This is a genomic window from Nonomuraea sp. NPDC004580, assembly GCF_040609855.1.
In the GTDB taxonomy this organism is placed as follows: domain Bacteria; phylum Actinomycetota; class Actinomycetes; order Streptosporangiales; family Streptosporangiaceae; genus Nonomuraea; species Nonomuraea salmonea.
Genome location: NZ_JBEXLH010000009.1, coordinates 37631 through 62683, shown reverse-complemented (window position 1 = coordinate 62683; position 25053 = coordinate 37631). Strand labels below are relative to the sequence as shown.

Sequence of the window (25053 nt, the reverse complement as noted above, 5' to 3'; positions counted from 1 at the left end):
CCGGCCGGCAAGGTGATCCGGTGGCGCCGTCGATCAGGGCCGCGTGCCCACGCCGATGAGGGACGTGGCGTCCAGATCGGTCATGCCCCGCTCACGCAGGAGGCGTCCGAAGGCGGCGCGCAGGTGGTCGACGGCGGGTTCGGCCAGGCCGGTGAGCATGCCGCGGAAGCCGCTGCCGAGCACCACCTGCCAGGCGACCGCACTGGCCAGGGGGATGCGCAGGGGGAAGCGGGTCACGACGACCCGCGTCAGCCCGCGGGCGGTCAGGTAGGTGCGCAGGTCCTCCTCGGTGTCGATCCTGGACGCCGCCTGCCTCCTGATGGAGGAGCCACCGGGGCTTGCCGTACGTGCTCGACGGCTTCGGCGAACAGGCGGCCGAAGTCCTCCATGGCGCCCTGGGCCCAGGTGGTGATGGCCAGCCGCCCGCCGGGCCGCAGCAGGCCGGCCAGGCGGGTGACGGAGACGTCCATGTCCGGCAGGAAGGAGACGCCGTGGACGCACTGCACCACGTCGTAGGGCCGGTCCTGCCACGTGGCCGCGTCGGCTTGGACGAAGCGCACGTTCCGCAGACCTTCGGCGGCGGCGCGGTGGCGGCCGTGGGCGAGGAGTCCTGCGGCGAGGTCGATGGCGTCCACCTGGCCGTGCGGCCCGGCGGCCCGCGCGGCCGGGACGGCCGAGGCGCCCGTGCCGCAGCACACGTCCAGCACGCGTTCGCCGGAGCGGATCCCGGCGGTCGCGACGGTGGCCTCGCCTATCGGGTTCCACAGCAGCGGTGAGACCGCTGCGTACTGAGTAGCGGCAGTGTCGAAGACGGCGGCGATGCCGGCGGATGTCATGGGGGATCTCCGTAGGGAGAGGGTCGGGTGCGGGCTTTTCCGGGGCGTTCAAGGGGGGCGGGGGCACAGCTCGTTCAGCCGGCGTGACCGGTGGCCGCCCACCCAGCTGACCACCTCGGCCAGCAGCGCGCACACGACGGTATGGCGGCGGTCATGCGGTTCCTTCCGGGGTGAGCTGCCAGCCGCGGGCGCGCAGGCGCTCGTGCCAGAAGCGCGCGTAGGTGCCGCCGGCGGTGAGCAGGGTGTCGTGGTCGCCGTGCTCGGTGATCCGGCCCTGGTCGAGGGGCGATGGCGTCGGCGTTGACCTGCACGGTGCCGGCCAGCTCGCCGAGCTGGGAGATCGGGTCGAGCATCCGGAGAGTGACGATCATCATGCCGATCATCACCGCGATGGTCATGGTGCCCTGCAGGGTGAACATGACCGTGAGCCCGATCACCGCGGTGTGTACGAGCGGGCGCCAGTACCGAGGAAACTCGAGCAGAGGACATGCCTCACCCTTCACGGTCGATGTCCTGACAAGTTGAGCAAATGATAATCATTGTCGGATGATTCGCGTAACCCCGGATGGATCAGGCGGTCAGATCGCTCAGCCAGGCTCATTCGTACGGTTCGTCGGGCACCGCCACCCGCTCCACGCGGGAAGCGCTCATCTCGGGCGGAGAGTAGGCGTCCGTCCCACGAGCTTTCCGCGGAATCCAGGTGCCGGTCACCCGCACCCACGCATCGGTCTTGGGCTCGGGGGCACCCTTCACCATGACCTGCATCGTGAGAGCGTCGGCGGCGCAGCAGCCGATCCGCATGCGCGTCAGGTACCAGCCGTCGTCCCGGCCCGACGGCACGGCGAAACCGGTCAGCCGGACTGTCTTGCCCCGCAGCGATCCGCTGGGGTCGTCCAAGGCCAGATGGGCGAACTCGAGCATGCTCAGCACGTTCACCCGGCCGTCCTTCAGCACGATGGACCGGGCCTCGACGAGAGTCGGCGGAGGAACATGGGGGGTCTGCGTGGCCTGCCGTACGGCGAACGAGCCGAGTGCCGGAGGAGCGATCAGGAAGATCACCGCGAGCGGGGCCACCAGCAACCACGCCACCCCGTGCCCTCCCGTGTGCCCTCCCGTGTGCCCTCCCGCGTGCTCGCGCTCGCGCTCGTGCTCGGGCGCGGGAACGACCGGGTCGCGGCCGATCAGCGCCGCCAGATGCGCCTCCTCGGCCGCGCGGGCGCGGCGGACCTCCGTTCGGCGCGCCGCGCTCCTGCTCCGGCCGTGGTCCAGAGCCTGGGCGGCCACCGCCAGGACGACCAGCGCCACGCCCGCCGCGATCACCAGCGGCCGGAATCCCGGCTTGACATAGTTGGCGACGTCCGCGGAGAAGACGGAGATCTTCAGCAGCGCCCCGCCGAGCAGGAGGAGCAGCAGGTTCTGCGTTACCCGGTGCACCGGCGAGACCTCTATTCGTACGGCTCCGCCGGCCGCGCGACGGCGGTCACAGCGGTCGCCTTCAGGGCCGGGACCACGTAGTCATCCGGTATCCCGTCCCGCCACGGAACCCAGGTGCCCGTGACCGCCACCCACGAGTCCTCCGCCGGAGCGGCCACCCCCTGGACGGCCACCTCCAGCGCGAGCGCGTCGGCGGCACAGCAGCGCACCTGCATCCGGGTCAGGTACCAGCCCCCGCCGTCCTCGGCCGGCACGGCGAAGCCGACCAGCCTGACCGTCCTGCCGGCCGGCGACGGCCCCGGCCGCGCGTAGGCGCGGCCGATGAACTCGCCCAGCGTCAGCTCCGTCACCTCGCCCCCGGCCAGCGCGCTGTAGGCCCCGTTCCGGGCGAGCGCCGGTGGGCCGTCACTCTGCCTGGCCGCGAAGGCGCCGAGCGGGGGCGGGGCGATCAGCACGATGGCGAACACCGGCACGGCCAGCAGCCACGCCACCCGAGGCCCGTGCCGGTGGGCGCCCGGCCGGTCCAGCATGCCGCCGACGACGGACAACAGGCCGAGAACCACCAGGACCGCGCCGGCCCCCACGAGCAGCGGCCGGAATCCGGGCTTGACGTAGTTGACGTACGTCGTGGAGAACGCGGAGATGCTCAGCACCGTCGCGCCCAGGATCAGCAACACGGCGCCCTGTGCCTGGCGGCTCATGACAGCGCCAGGCCCGCGACGAGGCTGACCCCGATCCCGAGGACCAGCGTGAGCGGCGCGAAACGCCAGGCGAAGGCCCGGCCGAACGTGCCCGCCTGCAAGGCGATGAGCTTCAGGTCCACCATCGGCCCGACCACCAGGAACGCCAGCTTGGCCGTGGGGGAGAACGCCGTAAACGACGCCGCCACGAACGCGTCGGCCTCCGAGCAGATCGACAGCAGCACCGCCAGGAACGCCAGCACCAGCACGGACACGACCGGCACCCCGGCCACCGCGGTCAGCCAGTCGCGGGGGATCACCACGTTCAGGGTCGCCGCGGCCAGCGCGCCGACCACCAGGAACCCGCCGGCGTGCAGCAGGTCATGACGCATCGCGTCCACGAAGAGGCTCACCCTGTCCTCGCCGGTCCCGGCAATTCGGCGGGGCGCCGGCAGCCACGCGGCGCGCCCGAACCGGGCCCAGATCCAGCCCGCCAGCACGGCCACGGCCAGCGAGGCGCCAAACCTGGCCACCACCATCGCCGGGTCGTCGGGGAAGGCCACCGCGGTGGCCACCAGCACGACCGGGTTGATCGCCGGGGAGGCCAGCAGGAACGCCAGCGCCGCCGGCGGCGCCACCCCGCGGACCATCAGCCCGGAGGCCACCGGCACCGACGCGCACTCGCAACCGGGCAGCACCGCTCCGGCCAGGCCTGCCACCGGCACCGCCGCATAGGGGCGCCGGGGCACCGCCCGCGTCCAGAACGAGGCGGGCACGAACGCGGTGATGGCCGCAGACAGCGCCACTCCCAGCACCAGGAAAGGCAGCGCCTGCACGCACACCGCCACGAACACGGTCGCCCAAGTCCGCAGCGCCGGATGCGTCAGGTGGGGGGCGAGCAGGAAACGCCCCGCCACCAGCAGGGCCACCAGGACCATCAGCGCCCACGGCAGCCGGAATCCGGCCGAGCCCTGTAGCGCCCGGGACTCCGGCGGCCGGCCACTGCCCGGGACCGGCCGGTCCGCCGTACTCGGCTGCGCCATCACCCTCCCGCCCGCACTCAGGTACGCGGCAGCAGACTAGCGCGGCTGTCTCACCGCTTACGCCCGATAGTGCGGGAGCCGGGCGTGGTGATACGGTCTGCCGGAAATGATTCTCATTTTCTGGAGTGTCCTTGAGATCGTTGCGTGAGTCAGGTCCATCGGACTCCGGCGTGGCATGGTCGCCGGCGGTCCCGGGAGCTGAAGATCCACCCACCGGTGGAGCGAAGGGGCCGGCCATGCCGCTGATCGTCGTTGCGCTGGCCGGTGTCCTCGCGGTGTCGATGCTGCTGGCGATCGGTCTCGGCGCCGCGGCCGTGCCGCCGGGGGAGACGCTGCACTACCTGTGGGCGGCGCTGACCGGCAGCTCGATCACGGCCGAGGAGGTCACCGCGTACCAGATCATCTGGCAGGTACGGACCCCGCGCGTGCTGCTGGCGGTGCTGGTGGGCGCCGGGCTCAGCGTGGTCGGCGTGGCCATCCAGGCGATGGTGCGCAACGCGCTGGCCGACCCGTTCGTGCTCGGCGTGTCGTCGGGGGCGTCGGCCGGAGCGGTGCTGGTCAGCGCCACCGGCGCGCTCACCGCCCTGGGGATCTACGCGGTGTCGGCCGGCGCGTTCCTCGGCGCGCTGCTCGTCTCCGCCCTGGTCTACCTGGCCTCGCGCGGCGCCGGTGGGCTGTCGCCGCTGCGGCTGGTGCTCACCGGGGTGGCGATGGCGTTCGGCTTCCAGGCCGTGATGAGCCTGATCGTGTACTTCGTCCCGGACGGCGAATCGACCAGCACGGTGCTGTTCTGGTCGATGGGCGGCTTCGGCGCGGCGACCTGGGGAGCGCTCCCGGTCGTGGCGGTCGTCACCGTGGTCACCGTCGTGGTGCTGCGCCGCTCCGGGCGGAGCCTGGACGTGCTCGCCCTGGGCGACGAGACCTCGGTGAGCCTGGGCGTGGACACCGTCAGGCTCCGCAAGGGCCTGTTCGTGCTGACCTCGCTGGCCACGGGCGCGATGGTCGCGGTCAGCGGCGCGATCGGCTTCGTCGGGCTGGTCATGCCGCACCTCGTGCGGCTGTGGGCCGGGGCGGCACACGTACGCGTGCTCACCATCGCCCCGCTGGCCGGGGCGATCTTCATGGTCTGGGCCGACCTGGTGGCCAGGACCCTGGTGGCGCCACGCGAGCTGCCACTGGGCGTGATCACCGCGCTGGTCGGCGTGCCGGTCTTCGTCGTCCTGCTGCGCCGCCGAGGCTACCTGTTCGGAGGCCGCTGATGACCCGCCTGCTGCTGGACGACCTCTCGGTGTCCATCGACGGCGCCGCCATCGTCGACGAGCTGGCGCTCGCCGTCGGCGACGGGGAGGTGGTGGGGCTGGTCGGACCCAACGGCTCGGGCAAGACGACGGCGCTGCGCTGCGTGTACCGGGCGTTGCAGCCGACGGGCGGCGCGGTGCGGATCGACGGCGAGGAACTGACGCGGATGCCGCTGCGCGACAGCGCCCGGGTCATCTCCGCTCTCACCCAGGAGGGGCGGGCGGACCTGGACTTCACGGTCGAGGAGATCGTCGCCCTCGGCCGTGCCCCTCACCTGCGCGGTAACCAGGCGCTCAGCGCCCGCGAACGTGAGCTGTGCCGCCAGGCGATGGCCCGGATGGAGGTGCTGCACCTGGCCGGCCGTGGCGTGCTGTCGCTGTCGGGTGGGGAGCGTCAGCGCGTCCTGGTCGCCCGGGCGCTCGTCCAGGAACCCCGGCTGCTCGTGCTCGACGAGCCGACCAACCATCTCGACCTGCACCACCAGATCCGGCTGCTGTCGATGCTCAGGGGCGCCGCGCTGAGCGTGCTGGTCACCCTGCACGACCTCAACCTGGCCGCCTCCGCCTGCGACCGGCTCGCCGTGCTCTCCCACGGCGTCCTCGTCGCGTGCGGCCCGCCCGCCGAGGTGCTCACCGAGGAGCTCCTGCGCGAGGCGTTCGGCGTCGAGGCGAGCGTCGTCCCCCATCCGCTCACCGGGGTCCCCCAGGTGCTCTACGACCTGGGCACGGCCACGACCATGAAAGGAAACCCGAAGTGAACAGACGCACCCCCGCCGTGCTCCTGGCCGGCGCCCTCCTGCTCGCCGGATGCGGCGCGCAGGTGGAGGACGGCGCGAGCGCCGCGCGCACGGTGACGGTCAAGAGGTGCGGCGAGGACGTCCAGTACACCACGCCCCGCCGGGCCGTCGTCTACGAGGGCGGCAGCGCCGACAAGCTGTTCGCCCTCGGCCTGACCCAGCACGTGCACGGCTACGTGATGCCACCCGCCAACCCGCCGGTCACCGAGTCGCCCTGGGCGGCGGAGTACGCCAAAGTGAAGTTCCTCAGCGACGACCTGCTGAACCGGGAGCTCGTCGTGGACGCCAAGGCCGACTTCGTGGTCGCCGGCTGGCGCTCCGGCTTCAGCGACCAGCGCGGCATCACCCCCGCGATCCTCGACGGGCTGAAGATCCAGAGCTTCATGCACACCGAGTCGTGCTTCAACTATCCCGGCCACCCCGAGCGGGTGGCGCCGTTCGAGGCCCTCTACACCGACCTCGAACGCCTCGGCAAGATCTTCGGCGTCGAGGCCAGGGCCCAGGAACTGATCGCCGGCTACCGCAAGCGCGTCGAAGCGGTCCAGGCGCAGGCGCCCAAGGGCGACCCGACCCCTGTCTTCCTGTACGACTCGGGCACGGACAAGCCGTTCACCGCGGGCAGCCAGGTGCCGCCCACCGACATCATCCGCTTCGCCGGCGGCCGCAACGTCTTCGGCGACCTGGACGCGCGCTGGGGCGAGGTCACCTGGGAGGCCGTGGTCGAGGCCAAGCCGGAAGTCATCGTCATCCTGGACTACGGGGACAAGCCCGCCACGGAGAAGATCAAGTTCTTGAAGGAGTTCCCCACCACCAGCAAGCTGCCCGCCGTGGTCAACGATCGCTTCTACGTCCTGGACTACAACGAGGGCATCAGCGGGCCGCGCAACATCGACGGCCTGGAAGGGTTCGCGAAATACCTGCGCGAGCTCCAGACGTGACCGGATGAGCACCGGTCCCTTGCGTCAGGCCCGGTGAGGCAGGGAATAGCCTGCCTCACCGGCACGGGCGTACGCGACCGTCAAGCGGACGCCCACCAGCTCGCTCATCGCTGATCTCGTCCGTCCCCGTCCCCTGGAGGAGTCCACCTGTGATCGCACCCATGACCACCGGCTCGGAGACGTCGCCGCCCGCGGCGCGGTCCATCCTGCGCGAGAGGCGGTTCCTTCGGCTGTGGTGCGGCACCACCGCCTCGGGGCTGGCGACCTGGGCGCTGCCGTTCGTGCTGGGGCTCGCCGTGCTGGACCGCGAGCTCACCGCCGCCGGTCTCGGGATCGTGCTGGCCACCCGGACCGTCGGCTTCCTCGCCGCGGTGCCGATCAGCGGGGTCCTGGCCGATCGGTACTCGCGCCGCGCCGTCGTGTGGTGGGCCGGACTGGCCGCCGCGCTCGCCACCCCGTTCATCGCGCTCGGGCTCGGACGGTCGATCCCGCTCATGGCCGTGGCGGCGGCGATCGTCGGCGCGGGCCAGGGGGCGTGCCGGCCCGCGTTCCAGGCGCTCACGGCCGAGGTCGTGGACGCCGGCCGCCGCCGGCAGGCCAACGCCGCCATGACCCTGGCCGTGCGCGTCACCACCCTCGTCGCGCCGGCGGGCACGGCGTTGCTGGCCGCCGTCCTGAACACCTGGTGGCTGCTGATCGGCACCGGGCTGCTGTGGCTGGCCGCGGCCGTGCTGCCGCCCCGGGGCCTGCCCGCCCCGGCCCGCGAGGCGGACGGCGTGCGGTTCTTCGCGGAATTCTGCGAAGGCGTGCGCGAGGCGCGCCGGCACCCGTGGTTCCTCGCCGGGCTGGGCGCGCTGGCCGCCGTCATCTTCACCGGTTACTCGGCCACCGGGGTGGCGCTCCCGCTGGTCAGCCGCGACCGCTACGGCACGGAGGCGGTCCTGGCGGCGGCGCTCACCGCCTACACCCTCGGCGCCCTCGCCGGCGCGCTGCTCGTGGCCCGCTGGACTCCGCGTGCCCAGGGCTGGGCCGCGCTCGCCGGCCTGGCCCTGTACGGCTTCGCGCCGCTCAGCCTGCTGCTCCCGGTGCACCCGGCGGTGGTGTTCGCCGCGTACGCGCTGGCCGGGCTGGGCATCGAGGTGTTCAACGTGCCCTGGTTCACCGCCACCCAGCGCGAGGTCGAGCCGCGCCTGCTGGCCCGGGTCTCCTCACTCGACTTCCTCGTCTCCTACGGCCTGGCCCCCGTCGGCCTCGCCTTCCTCGCCCCCGCCATCGACGCCTTCGGCTGGCAGCCGGTCCTGGCCGGATGCGCGCTGGTGTGCTTCCTCGCCCCGGCCGCCGCAGCCCTGGTCCCCAGCAGCCGCGGATTCTCCCGACCTGAGAGGCCCTGAAGATGTCCTGCGGCATCCTCCCTGACCGCGTCGACGGCCAGGACACCGATCGCCTCCGTCACCTGCTCACCGAGACGGGTGCGGCCATCCTCACCGGCCTCGCCGCCACTCCCGACGCGCTCGTCGTCGCCGCTGCGCTCACCCTCGGCCACCGGCTGCGGCAGGTGTTCCCGTATCGCAGCAGGCCGTCCCGCGACGCCGGCCCGGTGCACCTGCACGCCGACAGCTTCGACGTGGTCGTCCACATCGGAGGCGTCCCCGTCCGCAGGCGCGACCCCGACGAGGACTACGTCTTCATCCAGGCCGTCCAGACCCCCGGTTCGGGCGGCGAGTCGTTCGTCGCCGACGCCTACCGTTTCGCCAACGACTGCGGGCGACGTGACCCGGACCCGTGGGACTTCCTCACCAGCGCCGACGTCGACCTCTACGGCAAGTGGGCGGACCTGCGCGGGCTGCCTGCCGTACCGCGCGTCGGCCGGCATGTCGAACACCACTACCGTTGCTGGCACGGCCGCGAAGGGCACAGCGGAGAGCGTTTCGTCCGGATCCTGACCGTGCGCAGCGCCGATGCCCGCTGACGGGCGGCTCGCCGGACCTGCCCGCGGCTACTTGATCGCGATGAACCCCTCGAAGGCGAGATATTTCAGGATCGTTCCGTAGCTCGCGAAGCCGGCCTCCCTGAGGAGGGCGAGGTTATCGTCGGTGGAGACCGGCTGCAGCACCCCGAGCAGGCTCTCCTTCTTGTTGAGGATCTCCTCCGGGCTCAAGCCGGCGTTGCGTTTGAACCGGTAGTGCAGCGTCGTGATCAGGTCCTCGAGCTGCGCGCCCGGCGCCAAAACTTTGTCGAACATGAAGAAGGCCCCACCGGGACGGAGCGCCTGGCAGATCCGGCTCAGCACCTGCCGTCGCAGCCCCGGCGGCAGGAAGTGCATGGTCAGGTACGCGACCACAAAGTCGCACTCCTGAAAGGCGATCGTGGTGAGCTCGCCCTCCACGACCTCGACATTGTCGAGACCGGCGCAGTGGTCGCGGGCGGCCTTGACCATCGCGGCCTCGCGGTCGACCCCGATCCAGTGGGCGGCGTGGTTGGCGGGGCCGTGAGTGGCCAGCCGGTGCAGGAGCTGGCCGGTGGCCGAGCCGAGCTCGTAGCCGACGCGGGGCTGGTCGCCGCCGAGGAAGCAGGTGGACAGGTCGCAGACGAGGTCGTGCCCGGCGTCGTAGAACGGCACGGAGTGGCGGGCGTGATCGACGAACACCGCGGGGACGTCGCCGGAGAAGACCCACGATCCGGGTGAGGTGATGGGCAGCGAGGCCACGGCGGGTCACGCTTTCCGGTACGCCGAGATGTTGCGGGTCGAGGTGGCCGTGAAGGGCGCCTTGTCCCAGCTCGACCAGCGCTCGTGCAGCCGCATGCCGGCGATGCGGGCCATCAGGTCGAGCTCGGACGGCCAGATGTAGCGCACGGCGCCGGGGCGTAGCTGCACTCCTTCCGCCTCGCTGAGCCTGATGTGGCAGGTGCGCATCTCCTGCGTCACGTGGTCGGCGGTCGAGACGAACAGCGAGACCGCGTCGGGTTTGACGTTGGAGGTCCAGGCTCTGCCGTTCTCCAGGACGCCGCTGGCGGGCGCCATCAGCTCGACGACGAAGAAGCCGCCGGGTGCCAGGTGCGCGGCGACGTTCTCGAAGCACTGCACCTGCGCCTCCTGCGTGGTGAGCGCTGATAGGGCGAAGCGGGAGATGAAGGCCAGGCCGAACTCGCCGTCGACCTTCACGTCGGCGAAGTCGCCCTCCACGAGGTCGATCTCGTCGCCGCGCGGTTTGGCGCGGAGTTGTTCGAGCATCCAGGGGGAGTTGTCCACGCCGGTCACGGCCAGCCCGCGGTCGAGCAGCGGGAGGGCGAGGCGGCCGGTGCCGATGCCGAGCTCCAGCACGGCTCGCCCGCCGGCCAGCCCGGCGAGGTAGTCGGCGGCGTCCTGGGTGTCGGGCTGGTCGCCGAACTCCGCCTCCCAGCGGGCCGACCATTCCGGTCCGTAGGCGACGGCGTTGAGCGCGTCGGCGTCTTTCATGTCGGGTTTCCTTTCACGCGTGGGGGAGGGGGAAGACGTTCAGCTCGGTCCTGGCGGGCCAGCCGAGCTTGACGGCGGCGTTGCGCAGCCGATCCGCGCCGAGGTAGGGGAAGGCGGCGGCGAAGTTGCCGGCCAGCCCGGGGACGAGGGTTCTGGTGACGTGGAGTCCGGCGGCGGCGACGTCCGGGGTGGTGAGGTCGACGGCGATCACCTCGTAGCCGGCCTGCTCGACCCGCTGCCGATAGGTGCTCAGGGAGCGGTCGGGCATCGTGGACACGGACGAAGCCGGGATGGTGGTTCCGGAGTCCAGCCAGCTTCGCACCCGCTCGACGGCGCGGGGGTCGAGGTTGACCTGCATCTGGCATTCCAGGTCGCCGACGTCGCGGAAGTCGGGGCGGAAGCTGTCGAGGTAGGCGCGGTCGGCTCGCCACTCGTGCATGAAGTGCCGGGCCTTGCGCCCGGCGTGCACGGCCTCCCAATACAGGCCGTCGGGATCCTGTAGATCACGGGCGATCTCCTGGAGTGTCAGCGCTTCGGCCCAGGCCTTCTCCGCCGCGAGCTCGAGGGTGTCGCGGCAGCCGAAGCCGATCGTCAGGATCTGGTCCCCGATGTGCTCGACGACGCCGGCGATGACGGGGACGTCGAACTCGTTGGGCAGCGGGATCAGCCACGCGCGCTGGTGGGGCAGGCCGCCGAAGACCGTGGCCAGGCGTGGCGTCGGTTCCAGGGACGGAAGGGCGGGCAGATTGGCCCACCAGACCATGGTGGCGTCGCGCTCGATCACCTCTTCGAGCCCGGACCGTACGGCGTCGTCGAAGGATTCCCCGGCCGCGACCCCCGCGTAGTACAGGGGGTTCGTGACGGGCTCGTGGTAGTAGGGCCCGACGTAGTAGTTGCAATAGGCCAGGCTGGCGGGGACCCAGATCGGCCGGTCATGGGTAAGGGAGCGGCCCGCGATCCACTGCACCGGCAGGTCGGCGCCGAAGCGGACGAAGGGGAATCCGTCCGCCGCGTACTGGGCTTCGGAGAACAGGACGATCGATTCGGGCGCGAGGGCGTTCTCGCCGGCCTGGCGCAGCTCGGTGTAGGACGCCTTACGTAAGAGTTCGGGCTGGATCCAGTTGGCGCAGTAGCGTTCCACGCTCTCGCCGATCGCCGCCGCCCGCGCCCCGGCCACGTCGCCGAAGGTGCTGGCGCCGCACAGGACATTGGTGGCCCAGGGGAAGCGCCGGCCCATGTCGGCGACGTCGGCCTGCACGGTGGTCAGGGCTCGCGGGATGGCCGGGCCGTGCTCGATGACCCTGGTGGCCGCCACGATGCCGATCCGGTCGTCGAGGAGCAGGTCCGCGCCCGTGAGGCGATGGTTGATCACTTCGGGCGCCGGGCTGCCCGGCAGGGGCAGAAGCGGATGGAGCCGGATCTGCGGGCCCGTGGGATCCACCTCGATCTCGTTGCCGGCCAGGGCGCAGGGCTCGCCGGCCAGCCAGCGGCGCAGCTCGACCAGGAACATCGCGACGAGATAGGTCAGCACGTCTGGAGGCGGCGGTCGCAGGCCGCCGGTCAGCGAGGGCGAGAGGAGCGCGTCGGCGAGGTCCGGCCGCTGCGTCACGCAGGCCCGGCGGGTCAGCAGGTCCCGGTAGGGTGCGGTGCGGCCGGGCTCGATGGCGGGGCCGAAGTAGCATCTGCCCTGGTCCAGGAAGAAGCAGGTCCAGGGTTGGGAGCGCCGGTCGTCCACCTGTGACAGCAGTTCGGGGTCGAAGCGTGTGCTCAGCAGCGCGAGCGGCCGGTCGAGCGGCACGTCGCCGTCGAGGAGGAGCGTCTGCTCGCCGGGTAGGGCGAGCCTCGTGACGATGGGATGCAAGGTGGCATCGGCGAGAAGTACCGGGGTCCGCGGGGTTTCGATGAGGGAGCCGGTCGAGGTGAGCAGGGCGGCGAGTTCCGGCCATGGCGGGGTCGCGTCGGGTGGCGTCGCGGCGAGGTCTTCAAGGGCGCGGACGACGTCCGCCGCGGGCCGCTCGATCTCGAACATCCGGCCGTCCGGCGTGATGAGCACGGTTGCGTCCTCGCCCAGGGGACGCACGTCCACGTTGACTCTCGGAATGTGTTTCAAGATCGTATCCTTGTCGCGTCGGGGGCCGTGGGGCCGGATGCGTGCCGGCCCCACGGGTTTCACCTCGATCAGCTCCAGCGGAAGGCGCGGAAGCCCGTGCTGTGGTTGTGCGGCGCGACGGTGTCGCGGCGCCGTTCGGTGCTGATTTCGCGGATCATGCGCTGACCTCCTTCCTGTGGATGGTTACTGCAGCTGGTGGCGGACCAGCCGGGCGTAGGTGCCGCCGGCTGCCACCAGCTCCGCGTGCGTGCCGATCTCGGCGACCCTGCCGTGATCGAGCACGATCAAGCGGTCGGCGGTGCGGATCGTGGAGAGCCGGTGGGCCACCAGCAGGGTGGTCCGGCCGGCGCGGACCCGGGCCATGGCCAGGCCCAGCAGCCGCTCGCTCTCCGCGTCCACGTTGGAGACGGGCTCGTCGAGGATGAGGATGGGCGCGTCGCGCAGCAGCGCGCGGGCGATGGTGATGCGCTGCCGCTGGCCGCCCGAGACCCGTGCGCCCCATTCGCCGACGACGGTGTCGTAGCCGTCGGGCAGCTCCTCGACGATGAAGTCGTGGGCCAGGGCGGCCTTGGCGGCGGTCTCGATCTCCTCCTGGCTCGCGCCGGGCCTGCCCAGCGCGATGTTGTCGGCGACCGTCCGGTTGAGCAGGTAGATCTCCTGCGGCACCACGGAGATCAGCCGGCGCAGGTCCTGGTCGGCCAGGTCGCGCAGGTCATGGCCGGCGATTCGCACCGAGCCCGATTCGGGGTCCCAGAAGCGCAGCAGCAGGTTGGTGATCGTCGACTTGCCCGCGCCGGAGTGTCCCACCAGCGCCACCGTCTCTCCCGCGGAGATGTCGAAGGTGACGCCGGATACGGCCGGCGGCAGGCTGGGGCCGTACCGGAAGGAGACGTCGCGGAAGGAGACATCCAGCGTCTGCGGCAGGGCGGGCAGCGGCGGCGGCGCGGCCGGTTCGGGGGCCATGGCGGGCGCGTCGACGACCGCGAAGATCCGCTCGCCCGCCGCGGCTACCACGCCGAGCTCACGGGCGGCGTCGCTGAGCTTGGTGACGGGGGCCAGCGCGGCGGCGGCCAGCACGACCGCGGTCGGGAAGAGCACCACCGGCATGCCACCGGTGGCGACCATGACGGCCGATCCGGCGAGCACGCCGACGACTCCCAGCCCGATCAGCAGGTCGGTCACGGCACGTTCGACGCCGACCCGGCTGCCGTGGGCCAGCTGCGCCTCGTGCAGGTCGCGGCCGTGCGCGCCGAGCCGGGTCAGGAAACGCTCCTCCTGGCCGAACGTGGCGATCTCGCGCAGCCCTTGGACGCCGTCCACGGCGGTGGCGTTGAGCCTGCCGAGGTGCAGCCGCCACGCGCGGCCCTGGACGGTGGCCCGCTTGCGCAGCCAGGCGGGAACGAACGCCACCAGGACGGCGATCGGCAGGATGACGAGGGCGAGCACCGGATGGATGAACCACAGGGCCGCCACCGACCCGGTCGGCACCACGACCGCCACGCACAGCGGGCTCAGCGTGTGGGCGAAGAACACCTCCAGCCGTTCGACGTCGTCCATGACCGTGGAGGCCAGGTCGCCCGAGCGGTGCCCCTTGGGGTGCGCGGGCGCGATCCGCTCGAAGCCCGCGTAGAGCCGCTCCCGGATGTCGACCAGAATCCGGAAGGCCATGTCGTGGGCGATGTGCGACTCCACGAAGGCCAGCACCGCGCGGGGGATCACCAGGCAGGCCAGCACGATCAGCCCGGGGCGCAGCTCGGCCACGCCCGCGCCGGTGATCGCGGTGCCGGCCACCCAGGCGCCGACTGCGGCGATCGCCACGGTGAGGGCCTGGTCGAACACGCCGCTGCCGATGGCGCCGGTCAGGTGCAGCCGGTAGGGCCGCACGACGGCCAGCAGGGGGCGCAGGCCGGAGATCATCGGCTCACCGCCTGCGCCGCCACGAGCTGCTGGTAACCCGCCGACCGTTCGAGCAGCTCGGCGTGGGTGCCGGCGTCTGCGACCCGGCCGTGGTCGAGCAGCAGGATGCGGTCGGCGTCCCGTACGGTCGACAGCCGGTGGGCGATGACCAGCGTCGTCCGGCCGGCGGCCAGCCGGTCGAGAGCCTGCTGGATCTCCGCCTCATGGGCCGAGTCGATGCTGGAGGTGGCCTCGTCGAGGACGAGGATCGGCGCGTCCTTGAGCAGGGCGCGGGCGATGGCGATGCGCTGCCGCTCCCCGCCGGACAGGGTGGCGCCGCGCTCGCCGACCACGGTGTCGTACCCGTCGGCCAGCCTGCTGATGAAGTCGTGGGCGCCGGCGGCGACCGCGGCCGCCTCCACCTGCCCGGCATCGGCGTCCGCCCGGCCGAGCAGCAGGTTGTCGCGGACCGTGCCGTGGAAGAGGTAGGTGTCCTGGGCCACCACGGAGATCAGGCCGCGTAACCGCGCCAGGGACAGCTCCCGGATGTCCTGCCCGCCGACCAGGATGCGGCCGGACCTGGGGTCGAAGAAGCGCAGCAGCAGCGCGACGATCGTGCTCTTGCCCGCGCCGGACCGGCCGACGATCGCGACCGTACGGCCTTCCTCCACCGCGAACGACAGCTCCGAGACGACCTCCTGCCCCTCGCGGTAGCCGAAGGACACGCGGTCGAACGAGATCGACGAAGACGCCGGCGGCGGCTGCGGATGCCGCGTCTCGACGACGGCCGGTGTGGCGTCGAGCAGCTCGAAGATCCCGCCGGCGGCGGAGATGGCCGGGTAGGCGGAGTGGTAGGCCTTCTGCAGCTCCTCCAGGGGCCGGAACGCCTCGCGGGCCAGGAGCAGGACCAGCAGCAGGCCCAGCACGTCGAGCTGCCCGGTGGCCAGCCGCATGGCGCCCAGACCGATCGCCAGGGACACGCCTGCGACCGACAGCAGTCCCATCGCGCCGGTGCGCAGGTTGGCCACCGCCACGAAGCCGATCGAGGCCCGGTAGAACTCGTGGGATTCGCGCGCCAGCTCACGTCCGCGCTCGCGGCTGACGCCGAAGGCCTTCAGCGTCGTCATGCCCTGCAGGACGTCGAGATAGTCGGCGCCGAGCCGGCGCCACAGCCCCCAGAACCAGCCGGCCCGCTCGGCCTGCAGGCGCCGGGCGAGCAGGGGGGTCGCGGTGATCGCGAGCGCTCCGGCGAACAGGACGCCGCCGATGAGCGGATCGACGACGACGAGCCCGGTCAGGATCGCCAGCGCGCCGATCGCGGCGCCCAGCAGCTGGGACAGGAACCGGCTGACGTACACGTCGATCTTCTCCACGCCGTCGACCACCGTCGCCTGGGTGGCGCCCGTGCGGTTGGCCGCGGTGTAGCCGGGCCCCAGCTCGAAGAGCTTGGCGTACAGGCGCCTGCGCAGGGAGTCCTTCACGGCCCGCCCGGTGGTCACGGTGACCAGCTCCCGCGCCCACAGCAGGACCGCCCTGGTCACCAGCATGCTCCCGACGACGGCCAAGGGAACGAGCACGCCCTGCCACGGCTGTCCGGCGAACACGACGGCCAGGGCCTGCGCGATCGCGATGCCCTGCCCCACGTGGGTCGCGGTGATGGCGAGCGTCACCGCCGTGCCGAGAGCCAGCCACCCGCGCGCACCGGCGGCCAGACGTAACAACCGTGGAGTCAAGGGGGCAACCCGTTGCCGAGTGGACGCAGGTTTGATAACCGTTGTCATGTTCAAGGACGCTAACCCGGCACCCGCAGGTGCGCAACAGCAGAGGAGAAAATGGATGAAACGCTTATTCTGCGCACTCCTGGCCGCCGGACTCGCCGCGTGCGGAGCCACCGGCCCTCCGCCCCGGGCGGCGCCCGGGCGGGCCGGCTGCGTGACGGAGTTCTCGTCCGAGGAGAACTACTTCCCCCACCAGGTGAGGGCCGAGTACGCCAAGGGCTGGCAGGTCCGCTACGAGCGCTCGTACAAGGTGCTCAAGACGACGGTGCAGGCGGCGGGCGGGCACGCGAAGGCCGGAAGCCGCGAGATCGACAGCACCTACGTGCTGCTGCAGTGCGGCGCCCCGCGACCCGAGCTGACCGGCGAGCTGGCGGGCGCCACCGTCATCGAGGTCCCTGTCAGGACGATGGTCGACGGCGGCAGTGTCCTGTACGCGTCGCTGGAGAAGCTCGGCAAGGCCGACGCGCTCGTCGGCTACGCCGAACCGTTCATCGGGGACGTCGAGGCGCCCTACCTGCCGAAGATCGCCGAGCGGATCAAGGCGGGCAAGGTCGCGGAGATCGGGTACGAGGTCAACTACGAGGCGCTGGCCGACGCCGATCCCGACTTCTACACCAACTACGCCGGAGACGACCAGACCTTCAGCAAGATCGAAGAGCTCGGCATCCCGATCGTTTTCTACTTCCCCTACTCCGAAACGCCGCTCGGCGCGGCCGAGCAGATCAAGTTCCTGTCGCTCTTCTTCAACGTCGAGCAGCAGGCCCAGCAGGTGTTCGACCCGATCGAAGCGCGCTACCTGAAGCTGCGCGCCCAGATCGACGCGCACGTCACAGGCCGGAAGAAGCCGAAGGTACTGATCGGTACCGTCGGCGAATCGGGATCGGTGACCACCAGGCAGCGCGGGCGGTTCGAGCCGCAGCTCATCCGCGAGGCGGGCGCGGAGCCGGTACCTGACCTGCCCGGCGGCGGCATCGCGACCCTGTCGCTGGAGAAGTTCCTCGACGCAGGAGCCGACACCGACTACTGGATGGACCTGGTCTTCTTCCCCAAGCACAAGACGGGAGCCGACTACATCGCCGCCGACGACCGGCTCGCCCGCCTGCCCGCCCTGGAGAACGGCACGGTGTTCCATCGCGTCGGGGCCCGAGGGGCCGACTACTTCCTCAACGGCGCGCTGGAGGCCGACCTGATCCTGCGCGACATGGTGAACCTCCTGCACCCGGAACTCCTGAAGAGCGGCGATGAGCTCCAGTTCGTCAAGCGTGTTCCGGCCCAGTAGCCTGCGCCGCGCCGTCGTCCTCGCCGTGCTCGCCGCCGGTGTGCTGGCCGCGTTCCTGGCCACGCTGGCCTGGGGGTCGGTCAGCGTGCCGCTGGAGGAGGTCATCGCCATCCTGCGCGGGCAGGACCCGGCCCGCAGGACCTGGCGGGCGATCGTCCTCGGACTGCGCCTGCCCCGCGCGACGACCGCGGTCCTCGCCGGGATGGCGATGGCGCTGGCCGGGCTCGCCATGCAGACGCTGTTCCGCAACGCCCTCGCCGAGCCGTACGTCCTCGGCGTCACCTCGGGCGCGGGCCTCGGGGTGGGCCTGCTCCTGCTGCCGCAGGGCGCGACGACCGGCGTGGGCGCCTCGCTGCTGGCCGGACTCGCCCCGCTGCACGGGATCGGCGTCGTCGGCGCGGCCGCTCTGGGAGCGTTCGCCGTCCTGCTGGTCATGCTGGCCATCGCCGGGCGGGTGCGCAACATGGTCATCGTCCTGGTGGCGGGCATCATGGTCGGAGCCTTCCTCGGCGCGATCACCAACGTGCTGGTGTTCTTCGCCCGGCCCGAGGCCGTGGTGGCCTTCACGCAGTGGCAGTTCGGCAGCTTCGAGGGGGTGCGCTCGACGCAGCTTCCCGTGCTCGCCGCGGTGGTGGCCGCGGGCACGCTGCTGCTGACAGTCTTCGTCAAGCAGCTGAACATGTCACTGCTGGGGGAGCGGTACGCCCAGAGCATGGGCCTGTCCCCGCGGCGGGTGCGGATCGTCGCCATCGCCGCCACAGCCCTGCTGTCCGGCGCGGTCACCGCCTACACCGGGCCGATCGCCTTCCTCGGCATCGCCGCCCCGCATCTGGCTCGGGGCCTGCTCGGCACGGCCGACCACCGGCTGCTGATCCCCGGCTCGGCGCTGCTCGGCGCGATGATCGCCCTGGCGGCCGGGATCTTCGCCCAGCTACCGGGAACCGGGCTCACGCTGCCGCTCAACGCCGCTCTGGCGCTGCTCGGCGCACCCGTCGTGCTCCACGTGCTCCTGCGGATCAACCGCGCCGGCGGAGGTTTCAGTGTCTGACGTACGGCTGGGCGCCACGGACCTCACGGTGGGTTACCGCCGCCGCGCCGTGCTCTCGGACATCAATGTCACCTTGCACGCCGGGGAACTGGCCTGCCTCATCGGCGCGAACGGCATCGGCAAGTCCACCCTCATGCGCACCCTGGCCCGCGCCCAGCCACGGCTCGCCGGGCGCATCGAGCTGCGCGGGCGGCCCATCGCCGACCTCTCCCCGCGCGAGCTCGCCGCGGAGCTGGCCATCGTCCTCACCGACAGGGTCGCCGTCGGGCAACTGCACGGCTACGATCTCGTCGCCCTCGGACGCGCCCCGCACACCGGATGGTTCGGCCGGCTCGACGACACCGACCGCCGCGTCATCGAGCAGGCCCTGGACACCACCAACGCCGGGCACCTGGCCGACCGGCCGGTGTCGGAACTCAGCGACGGCGAACGCCAGCGCCTCATGATCGCGCGGGCGCTCGCCCAGCAGCCGTCCGTGCTGCTGCTGGACGAGCCCACCGCGTTCCTCGACGTGGCCGCCCGGCTGGAACTCATCAAGCTGCTGCTCTCCTTGACACACGAGCACGGCCTCGCCGTCCTGATGTCCACCCACGACGTCGAGCACATGCTGCGGCACGCCGACTCCGTCTGGCTCATCACCCCCGAGCACGACCTGATCAGCGGCGCGCCGGAAGAGATCGGGCTGGCCGGGCACCTGCAGCGACTGCTCAACGACGCCGCCGTCGTCGACCCGCGAACCGGCACCCTCACCTGGGGCAGCCGCCACTCGGCCACCGCAGGCATCACGGCACCGCACGACTGCCCGGCCGACCTGCTGTCCTGGACCGCCCGCGCGGTGGAGCGCGCCGGATACCGCGTCGGCGACGGCGAAGCCGACGTCACGGTCGAGGTGCGCTCCTCCGGCGGCTGGCGGGTCGGCTCCCGCGAGCTAGGCTCGCTGGCGGCCCTGGTCGCCTTCCTGCGAACGGGCGCATGACCGGCACCGTCAGTGCAGGGTTCCGTATCCGGCGAGGATCGCGTCCAGCCCGGAGAGGAACAGGCTGTCCGCATGCAGCGTGACTGCACCACCTGCTGGGCGACCACCTCGTCCGGACCAGGTCTCCTGAACTGCCCGAGCGGGGCCTGACCGCCCTCGTGGGCCCGAGCGGCTCCGGCAAGACCACCGTCACGCGGCTGCCGGCCCGGTTCTGGGACGTCGACGCGGGCGCCATCCGCTTCCGCGGCCACGATGTCCGTGCCTTGCCGCACCAGACGCTCCTGTCGTCGATCGCCATCGCCTTCCAGGACGTCTACCTGTTCGAGGGCACCGTCGAGCAGAACGTGCGACGTCGGCGTCGCCCGGGCGCGAGCGACGCCGGCTTCGTCCGCGAGTGGCACGCGGGCGAGGGCTGGACCCTGCGCCCGCGCACCGGAGCATGACGCCGTGCGTTCCTGGCCAGTGCGCGGATCACGGCTCAGAACGCGTCGGGGTAGAGTCGCTCCGCGATCTGCCGCACGATCGAGACGTTGCCCAGCGTTCCGGGGAACACGTCGGCGCTGGAGACCGCGATCAGCCGGTCATCGCGCACCGCCGGCATGTCCGGGAAGGTAGTGGTGAGGTACTTGCGGGTCGCGGCCTCGTGCTTGTCGTCGTACACCGAGAACACCAGCGCGTCGGGCCGCTCGGCCGCGAGGGACTCGGGTGTGATCGTCGCGGCGAAGAACTTCGCGAACGCCGGCTGCTCGGGAGTGTAGACGTTGTCGGCCCCCGCCAGGCGAAGGATGTCGTATTCGACGCCGGCGCCAATGGCCTGCAGAGTAGTGCCGTCGACGTACACCTGCGCGACGCGCAGCTTCTTCACGCCGGCGAGCGCCTTGGCGACCTTGTCGAGCTCGGCCCGGCTCTTCGCGATGAGGCCGGCGGCGGCGTCGTCGACGCCGAAGATCTTGCCGATGTTCTTCAGATCGGTGAACAGATCCGTGACCTCGCCGGTCATACGCCGGTCTTTGCACCCGCCGTTGGCGACGTAGACGGAGACTCCGGCCTGCTCAAGCTGCTCGATGCTGGCGAAGCCCTGCTCGGCGGTGAACTCGTAGGTGGTGGGCGAGTAGACGAAGTCCGGCTTGACGGCCAGCAGGTCCTCACGGCTGGGCGGGGTGACTCCGCCGATCACCGGAATGCCGGCGGCAAGCGGCGCCACGTCCTCCGGCAGTGCCTGTGCCTTGGCCTGGGCCTGCCCGGCGATGCGGTCGGCCAGGCCGAGACGCAGCAGCAGCTCGGTCTGCGCCGGGTGCATGCCGACGGCTGCTTTCGGAGCGTCGTTGACGACGACCTCGCGGCCGCAGTTCTCCAGCGTCACCGCGGCGGCCGCGCCGGCTCCCGGGGAGGCCGGGGTCACCGAGGTGCCGCAGCCGGCGAGAAGCAACGCCACGGCGGCGCTGGCGATGGCGGCGGAACGTGCGGGAATGCGAGAGGCGCGCGTCATGTGGGTGTGCTGCTTTCTGTTCGGGTGGAGGCCACGTCGATGGGGTCACCGCTCGCATCGAGGCGGCGGAAAGCGAAGACAGGTTCATCGGGGTCGCCGAGGACGCGGACGTCCACGCCAAAGGTGGTGCGGATCAGCTCAGGGCTGAGCACCTGCGCCGGCGGCCCGGCGGCGACGATGCGCCCGGCGGCGAGCACGACGACACGGTCGCAGTACTGGGTCGCGAGGTTCAGGTCGTGCAGGGCGGCGATCACGGTGCGTCCCAGGCTGCGCACCGTGCTCATCAGCTCGTGCTGGTGGCTGATGTCGAGATGGTTGCTCGGTTCGTCCAGCACCAGCACGGGGCTCTCCTGCGCGAGAGCGCGGGCGAGCATGACACGCTGCCGCTGACCTCCGGAGAGGGTGGCGACCATGCGGTCGCCGAGGTCGGTGATCTCGGCGCGGCGCATCGCCTCGTCCACGACACGCATGTCGTCCGGGGTGTCCCGGCCGAAGGAGGCGTGGTGCGGGGCGCGACCGAGCAGCACCGTCTCCTGAACGCTGAGGTCGAAGTCGGTCACCGGGTCTTGGAGCATGACCGCCACCGCTCGCGCCGACTGCCTGCCGCTCAGGCGCTGCACGTCCTGCCCGTCGAGGCGCACCGCGCCCTGCCGTGGCTTCAGCGCGCGGTAGAGCGTACGCAGCAGGGAGGACTTTCCGCTGCCGTTCGGCCCTACCAGGCCCACCACCGTGCCCGATTCAACGGTCAGCGACGCCCGTCGCACCACGTCCCGGCCACCGAGGGCGACGGTGACGTCGTCGAACTCCACCCTCATCGGCCGAACCCCGCACGCTCGGCCCCGTTCCGCCGCATCAGCCACAGGAAGAACGGAGCGCCGACGAATGAGGTGAGGATGCCCAAGGGGACCTCCGTCGGCGCCGCGACCGTACGCGCCAGCAGGTCTGCGATCATCAGGAACACCGCCCCGCCCAGCACCGTCACCGGCAGCATCCGCCGATGGTCCGCACCCACCGCGATCCGCGCGATGTGCGGGATGACCAGCCCGACGAACCCGATCCCGCCGGCGACCGAGACCACGGTGCCGGTCAGCAGCGACGCCACCACCAGCAGCAGCCCGCGCAACCGGGAGGCGTTCACCCCCAGCGAGACCGCCGACTCGTCCCCGGTCAACAGCGCGTTCAGCGACCGCGCCAGCAGCGCCGCGATCACCCCGGCCACCGTGAGCGCGACGGCCGGGCCGATCAGGCTCGGCATCGACGCCGCCGACACGCTCCCCAGCAGGAAGAACAGCACGCTGACGACGTTCTGCGCGTCCGTGGAGATCGTCAGATAGCTCGTCACCGCGCTCAGCAGGGTTCCCAACGCGACACCGGCCAGAATCATCCGCATCGGCGACAACGCTCCGTCCTTCCGCGCCAATGCCCCGACGCCGGCACAGGCCGCCAAGGCGCCCGCGAACGCGGCCACGTTCAGCGACAACCCGCCCAAGGCGGCCGAGCCGAACACGATCACGAGCACCGCCCCGACGCTCGCCCCTGAGGACACGCCCAAAATGTAGGGCTCGGCGAGCGGATTGCGGACTGTGACCTGCATCAATGCGCCCGCCAGCGCCAACCCGGCACCGGCCAGCGCCGCCAGCAGCGTTCGCGGCAGCCGGAACTGCCACACCGCCTGATCCTGCAACGGCGTCAGCGCCCCATCCGACATCCACGGCATCCCAGGAACCAGATGCCCGATCACGATCTGAGCCGCCTCCACCAGGCTCACCGGCACCGATCCCACCGCACCGGACAGCACGATCAGAACCCATGCCGTGACCGCCAGCGCCACACAGAGCAGCCCTGTGCGTCGCGCCCGGCGACGCCGCGCGCGACCAGGCGGCTCTGTCTGATCGTCAGAGGGAGAGGAACGCTGAGAGGGACCTAAGTACACGACGCGGCATGCTATCGGTAATGACTATCATATTCAATTTCGGCCGACGCCCTCCGAGATCAGGAGAGTCAGGGTCTCAGCTCGGCGACCTCGGCGACGGCGGCGCCCAGGTGCCGCACTCGATCACCCTTCCCCTGTCGTTCCGCCGCCATCCCGCAGACGCGGCAGACGAGATGGTGGTGACTGGCGGAGCCGCACAGCCGGTACACGGTCTCTCCGGCGTGGGTGAAGGAGTACAGAAGCCCGGTTTCCGTCATCGAGGCGAGAGCGCGAGGTCCACAGGGGTTGCCGTTCCGGCCACGCCTCACTGGGGTGATCCCGTGATGCACCACAATCCCAGCTCGGTCGGGCCGGTAGGCGTGGCATGCAGGCCGTGTCCGGCGAGTTCGGCCTTGAGCCGGTCCGGGCCGAGGAGCCACCAGGCGTACTCGACCTCCACCTCCTCGGCCGGTTCCCCGTCCTGAAAGGCGCGGTAGGTCATGTGCCAGGTGATCTGGTCGGGCCCGGAGGGTTTCGCGCGGCTCCAGCCCTCGTACCGTCGCCGCCCGATGCGCAGCTCGGAGAACCGGGTCTGCGGCACGGCGACGGGTTCGGCCGGAGGCTGGAGGTTGAGCAGGGCCCGGCCGCCGGGCAGCAGGCGTTCGGCCAGCAGCCGCCAGATCGTACGGCGGTCGCCGGGGCCGAAGTGGCCGATGACGTTCATGGCGACCAGCGTGCCCAGGCGGGGCGGGAGCGTGGCCTGGAGCAGGCCGCCCGGCAGCACGGTCACGCGGTCGCGCAGGTCGGGGTCGTCGTTGACCCTGGCGAGCAGGACCGCGCGCAGCCCTGGCGACGGCTCCACGGCGTGGATCTCCGCCCCCGGCAGTGTCCGCGCGATCACGCGGGTGCCGTGGCCGCCTCCGGCGCCCACGTCCACGACGGGCCCGGGGGCTCCGCGCAACGCCGCGGCCAGCGTGGGGGCCAGTGCTGTCCAGGGCACGGCGAGCATGACGTCCACGAACTCCGCGGAACGCTCGTACTCGTCGGTCACATGAGGCTTCACGTGCTCTCCTCCAGGTTCAGCACCGGGGCGAAGGGGTCGTCGTAACGGGCCCACGCCGCGGCGCCCGGCAGCAGGTCCCCATGATCGGTGAGGCAGGAGTCGAGCAGGCCGCAGATGCGGTCGTGGTCGATGTCAGGCCCGGTGAAGGCCAGGTGCTGGACGCGGTCGCCGATGATCGGGTTCCAGTCCAGGGCGGCGGCGGCCCGGCGGGCAGGGGAGACCAGCTCCCAGGCGGCCTCGGGCAGTGCCGCCAGCCATGGGCCGGCGTCCCGCACGGAGACCACCCCGGCCACGGCGTCCCACGCCAGCATGCGTTGGTGCCGGTTGGCCAGCCAGAACCGGCCGCGAGAGCGGACCGTGGTGGTGACGAGCTCGTCCATGACGTCGAACAGCCGGCCGGGGTGGAGCGGGCGCAGCCGGTGCCAGACGATCGTGGTGACCTCGCCGGCCCGCCCGTCGGCGGGGAACTGGGCGGTGGCCGGGTCGACGCGTTCGGCGAGTTCGCGGACGTCCAGCGTGGGGCCCGTGGGGTCGGGGACGGTGACGATCGGCGTGTGCGGGGCCAGGTGGCCGAGCACGGCGGCCGACAGCTCGGCGTCCTCGGCGTCGCCTCCGTGCAGCGACAGGCTGGTGGCGTACTCGATCTGGCGGGCCAGCACCTCGGCCAGGTGCCGCTGGTCGCCGGCCGTCGCGGTCCGGCAGGTGTCGGCCAGGCGGTCGCCCCGACAGATGTCCACGGGCAGGTGCCCGGCGTCCAGCGCCGTGTGCACGCAGGCCAGGCGGAGATGGCCGGCACGGGCCAGGGCTTCGGCCATGGGGCGCGGCTCCACCGAGTCCCCGAGGTCGATGATCAGCAGCGGCGCGCCGGGGGAGTCGCGGGCCATCCGCTCGGCCTGGCCCGCGGTGATGCCGTGACCGACGGCGATGGCTCCTGGATGGCGGCGCAGCAGGCGATCGACCGCCTCGGCCCGGGCGCAGCCGTACAGGCCCCCGACGAGGGCGACGGGAATGGGCACAGT

Annotated in this window: 25 protein-coding genes; 9 read left to right on the top strand and 16 right to left on the bottom strand. The window is 71.7% G+C overall.

Going from position 1 to position 25053, the window contains the following annotated elements; translation table 11 throughout:
• Window positions 1–33: 33 nt before the first annotated feature.
• The 5 genes from ABZW11_RS12665 to ABZW11_RS12645 form a co-directional block, all read right to left on the bottom strand.
• A complete protein-coding gene (locus ABZW11_RS12665) occupies window positions 34–237 on the bottom strand; it encodes a hypothetical protein (RefSeq protein ID WP_355415673.1) in 204 nt (67 codons plus the stop codon).
• A gap of 26 nt (window positions 238–263) precedes the next feature.
• Window positions 264–836 carry a class I SAM-dependent methyltransferase gene (locus tag ABZW11_RS12660; RefSeq protein ID WP_355415671.1) on the bottom strand — a complete coding sequence of 191 codons (573 nt, stop codon included), beginning with the start codon at window positions 834–836 and terminating at the stop codon, window positions 264–266.
• Window positions 837–1433: 597 nt separating this feature from the next.
• Window positions 1434–2270, bottom strand: coding sequence for a TIGR03943 family protein (locus tag ABZW11_RS12655; protein ID WP_355415669.1), 837 nt, complete (start codon window positions 2268–2270; stop codon window positions 1434–1436).
• A gap of 11 nt (window positions 2271–2281) precedes the next feature.
• On the bottom strand, window positions 2282–2971 hold the full coding sequence (locus tag ABZW11_RS12650; protein ID WP_355415667.1) for a TIGR03943 family protein: 690 nt from the start codon (window positions 2969–2971) through the stop codon (window positions 2282–2284).
• On the bottom strand, window positions 2968–3993 hold the full coding sequence (locus ABZW11_RS12645) for a permease (RefSeq protein WP_355415665.1): 1026 nt from the start codon (window positions 3991–3993) through the stop codon (window positions 2968–2970). Before ABZW11_RS12645 ends, ABZW11_RS12650 begins: the two co-directional genes overlap by 4 nt.
• A gap of 236 nt (window positions 3994–4229) precedes the next feature.
• Between ABZW11_RS12645 and ABZW11_RS12640 the strand changes: the two genes are divergently transcribed.
• From ABZW11_RS12640 to ABZW11_RS12620, 5 genes are all read left to right on the top strand, one after another.
• Complete coding sequence (locus ABZW11_RS12640) at window positions 4230–5252, top strand: iron ABC transporter permease (protein WP_355415663.1); 1023 nt, start codon at window positions 4230–4232, stop codon at window positions 5250–5252.
• Window positions 5252–6049, top strand: a complete 798-nt coding sequence (locus ABZW11_RS12635; protein WP_355415661.1) for an ABC transporter ATP-binding protein — start codon at window positions 5252–5254, stop codon at window positions 6047–6049. Before ABZW11_RS12640 ends, ABZW11_RS12635 begins: the two co-directional genes overlap by 1 nt.
• The gene (locus ABZW11_RS12630; protein WP_355415659.1) at window positions 6046–7026 is read left to right on the top strand and encodes an ABC transporter substrate-binding protein; all 981 of its coding nucleotides are present in this window, start codon (window positions 6046–6048) and stop codon (window positions 7024–7026) included. Before ABZW11_RS12635 ends, ABZW11_RS12630 begins: the two co-directional genes overlap by 4 nt.
• A 161-nt stretch (window positions 7027–7187) precedes the next feature.
• Window positions 7188–8417 carry an MFS transporter gene (locus tag ABZW11_RS12625; RefSeq protein WP_355415886.1) on the top strand — a complete coding sequence of 410 codons (1230 nt, stop codon included), beginning with the start codon at window positions 7188–7190 and terminating at the stop codon, window positions 8415–8417.
• A gap of 2 nt (window positions 8418–8419) precedes the next feature.
• The gene (locus ABZW11_RS12620) at window positions 8420–8995 is read left to right on the top strand and encodes a TauD/TfdA family dioxygenase (RefSeq protein ID WP_355415657.1); all 576 of its coding nucleotides are present in this window, start codon (window positions 8420–8422) and stop codon (window positions 8993–8995) included.
• Between the two features lie 27 nt (window positions 8996–9022).
• On the opposite strand, the gene ABZW11_RS12615 is transcribed toward ABZW11_RS12620, so the two are convergent.
• From ABZW11_RS12615 to ABZW11_RS12595, 5 genes are all read right to left on the bottom strand, one after another.
• Complete coding sequence (locus ABZW11_RS12615; protein WP_355415655.1) at window positions 9023–9733, bottom strand: methyltransferase domain-containing protein; 711 nt, start codon at window positions 9731–9733, stop codon at window positions 9023–9025.
• A 6-nt stretch (window positions 9734–9739) separates the two neighbouring features.
• Complete coding sequence (locus tag ABZW11_RS12610; RefSeq protein ID WP_355415653.1) at window positions 9740–10483, bottom strand: class I SAM-dependent methyltransferase; 744 nt, start codon at window positions 10481–10483, stop codon at window positions 9740–9742.
• A 13-nt stretch (window positions 10484–10496) separates the two neighbouring features.
• Window positions 10497–12593, bottom strand: a complete 2097-nt coding sequence (locus ABZW11_RS12605) for a YcaO-like family protein (RefSeq protein WP_355415651.1) — start codon at window positions 12591–12593, stop codon at window positions 10497–10499.
• A gap of 183 nt (window positions 12594–12776) precedes the next feature.
• Window positions 12777–14510, bottom strand: coding sequence for a thiol reductant ABC exporter subunit CydC (gene cydC / locus ABZW11_RS12600; protein WP_355415649.1), 1734 nt, complete (start codon window positions 14508–14510; stop codon window positions 12777–12779).
• The gene (locus ABZW11_RS12595; RefSeq protein WP_355415647.1) at window positions 14507–16222 is read right to left on the bottom strand and encodes an ABC transporter ATP-binding protein; all 1716 of its coding nucleotides are present in this window, start codon (window positions 16220–16222) and stop codon (window positions 14507–14509) included. Before ABZW11_RS12595 ends, cydC begins: the two co-directional genes overlap by 4 nt.
• 103 nt (window positions 16223–16325) lie before the next feature.
• On the opposite strand from ABZW11_RS12595, the gene ABZW11_RS12590 reads away from it, so the two are divergent.
• From ABZW11_RS12590 to ABZW11_RS12575, 4 genes are all read left to right on the top strand, one after another.
• On the top strand, window positions 16326–17546 hold the full coding sequence (locus tag ABZW11_RS12590; RefSeq protein ID WP_355415645.1) for an ABC transporter substrate-binding protein: 1221 nt from the start codon (window positions 16326–16328) through the stop codon (window positions 17544–17546).
• Entirely contained in the window at window positions 17509–18594 is a 1086-nt protein-coding gene (locus ABZW11_RS12585) for an iron ABC transporter permease (protein ID WP_355415643.1), read from the top strand. Before ABZW11_RS12590 ends, ABZW11_RS12585 begins: the two co-directional genes overlap by 38 nt.
• Entirely contained in the window at window positions 18587–19570 is a 984-nt protein-coding gene (locus ABZW11_RS12580; protein ID WP_355415641.1) for an ABC transporter ATP-binding protein, read from the top strand. Before ABZW11_RS12585 ends, ABZW11_RS12580 begins: the two co-directional genes overlap by 8 nt.
• A gap of 83 nt (window positions 19571–19653) precedes the next feature.
• Window positions 19654–20013, top strand: a complete 360-nt coding sequence (locus ABZW11_RS12575; protein WP_355415884.1) for an ATP-binding cassette domain-containing protein — start codon at window positions 19654–19656, stop codon at window positions 20011–20013.
• Between the two features lie 35 nt (window positions 20014–20048).
• Here the strand turns inward: ABZW11_RS12575 and ABZW11_RS12570 are convergent, their stop codons facing one another.
• From ABZW11_RS12570 to ABZW11_RS12545, 6 genes are all read right to left on the bottom strand, one after another.
• Window positions 20049–21059, bottom strand: a complete 1011-nt coding sequence (locus ABZW11_RS12570; RefSeq protein ID WP_355415639.1) for an ABC transporter substrate-binding protein — start codon at window positions 21057–21059, stop codon at window positions 20049–20051.
• Window positions 21056–21874 (bottom strand): ABC transporter ATP-binding protein, encoded by an 819-nt coding sequence (locus ABZW11_RS12565; protein WP_355415637.1) that lies wholly within the window; start codon window positions 21872–21874, stop codon window positions 21056–21058. The genes ABZW11_RS12570 and ABZW11_RS12565 overlap by 4 nt, the downstream gene beginning before the upstream one ends.
• The gene (locus tag ABZW11_RS12560; RefSeq protein ID WP_355415635.1) at window positions 21871–22890 is read right to left on the bottom strand and encodes an iron ABC transporter permease; all 1020 of its coding nucleotides are present in this window, start codon (window positions 22888–22890) and stop codon (window positions 21871–21873) included. Before ABZW11_RS12560 ends, ABZW11_RS12565 begins: the two co-directional genes overlap by 4 nt.
• Before the next feature lie 170 nt (window positions 22891–23060).
• Window positions 23061–23300, bottom strand: coding sequence for a transcriptional repressor (locus ABZW11_RS12555; RefSeq protein ID WP_355415633.1), 240 nt, complete (start codon window positions 23298–23300; stop codon window positions 23061–23063).
• Window positions 23297–24034, bottom strand: coding sequence for a methyltransferase (locus ABZW11_RS12550; RefSeq protein WP_355415631.1), 738 nt, complete (start codon window positions 24032–24034; stop codon window positions 23297–23299). Before ABZW11_RS12550 ends, ABZW11_RS12555 begins: the two co-directional genes overlap by 4 nt.
• Window positions 24031–25050, bottom strand: a complete 1020-nt coding sequence (locus ABZW11_RS12545) for a GTP-binding protein (RefSeq protein WP_355415629.1) — start codon at window positions 25048–25050, stop codon at window positions 24031–24033. The genes ABZW11_RS12550 and ABZW11_RS12545 overlap by 4 nt, the downstream gene beginning before the upstream one ends.
• Between the last annotated feature and the right edge of the window lie 3 nt (window positions 25051–25053).

Coding starts and splice junctions, on each gene's coding strand:
- cydC (WP_355415649.1), bottom strand. CDS start 14,510: ATGATCTCCGGCCTGCGCCCCCTGCTGGCCGTCGTGCGGCCCTACCGG.
- ABZW11_RS12590 (WP_355415645.1), top strand. CDS start 16,326: ATGAAACGCTTATTCTGCGCACTCCTGGCCGCCGGACTCGCCGCGTGC.
- ABZW11_RS12620 (WP_355415657.1), top strand. CDS start 8,420: ATGTCCTGCGGCATCCTCCCTGACCGCGTCGACGGCCAGGACACCGAT.
- ABZW11_RS12570 (WP_355415639.1), bottom strand. CDS start 21,059: ATGACGCGCGCCTCTCGCATTCCCGCACGTTCCGCCGCCATCGCCAGC.
- ABZW11_RS12640 (WP_355415663.1), top strand. CDS start 4,230: ATGCCGCTGATCGTCGTTGCGCTGGCCGGTGTCCTCGCGGTGTCGATG.
- ABZW11_RS12635 (WP_355415661.1), top strand. CDS start 5,252: ATGACCCGCCTGCTGCTGGACGACCTCTCGGTGTCCATCGACGGCGCC.
- ABZW11_RS12565 (WP_355415637.1), bottom strand. CDS start 21,874: ATGAGGGTGGAGTTCGACGACGTCACCGTCGCCCTCGGTGGCCGGGAC.
- ABZW11_RS12645 (WP_355415665.1), bottom strand. CDS start 3,993: ATGGCGCAGCCGAGTACGGCGGACCGGCCGGTCCCGGGCAGTGGCCGG.
- ABZW11_RS12585 (WP_355415643.1), top strand. CDS start 17,509: ATGAGCTCCAGTTCGTCAAGCGTGTTCCGGCCCAGTAGCCTGCGCCGC.
- ABZW11_RS12610 (WP_355415653.1), bottom strand. CDS start 10,483: ATGAAAGACGCCGACGCGCTCAACGCCGTCGCCTACGGACCGGAATGG.
- ABZW11_RS12625 (WP_355415886.1), top strand. CDS start 7,188: ATGACCACCGGCTCGGAGACGTCGCCGCCCGCGGCGCGGTCCATCCTG.
- ABZW11_RS12650 (WP_355415667.1), bottom strand. CDS start 2,971: ATGAGCCGCCAGGCACAGGGCGCCGTGTTGCTGATCCTGGGCGCGACG.
- ABZW11_RS12660 (WP_355415671.1), bottom strand. CDS start 836: ATGACATCCGCCGGCATCGCCGCCGTCTTCGACACTGCCGCTACTCAG.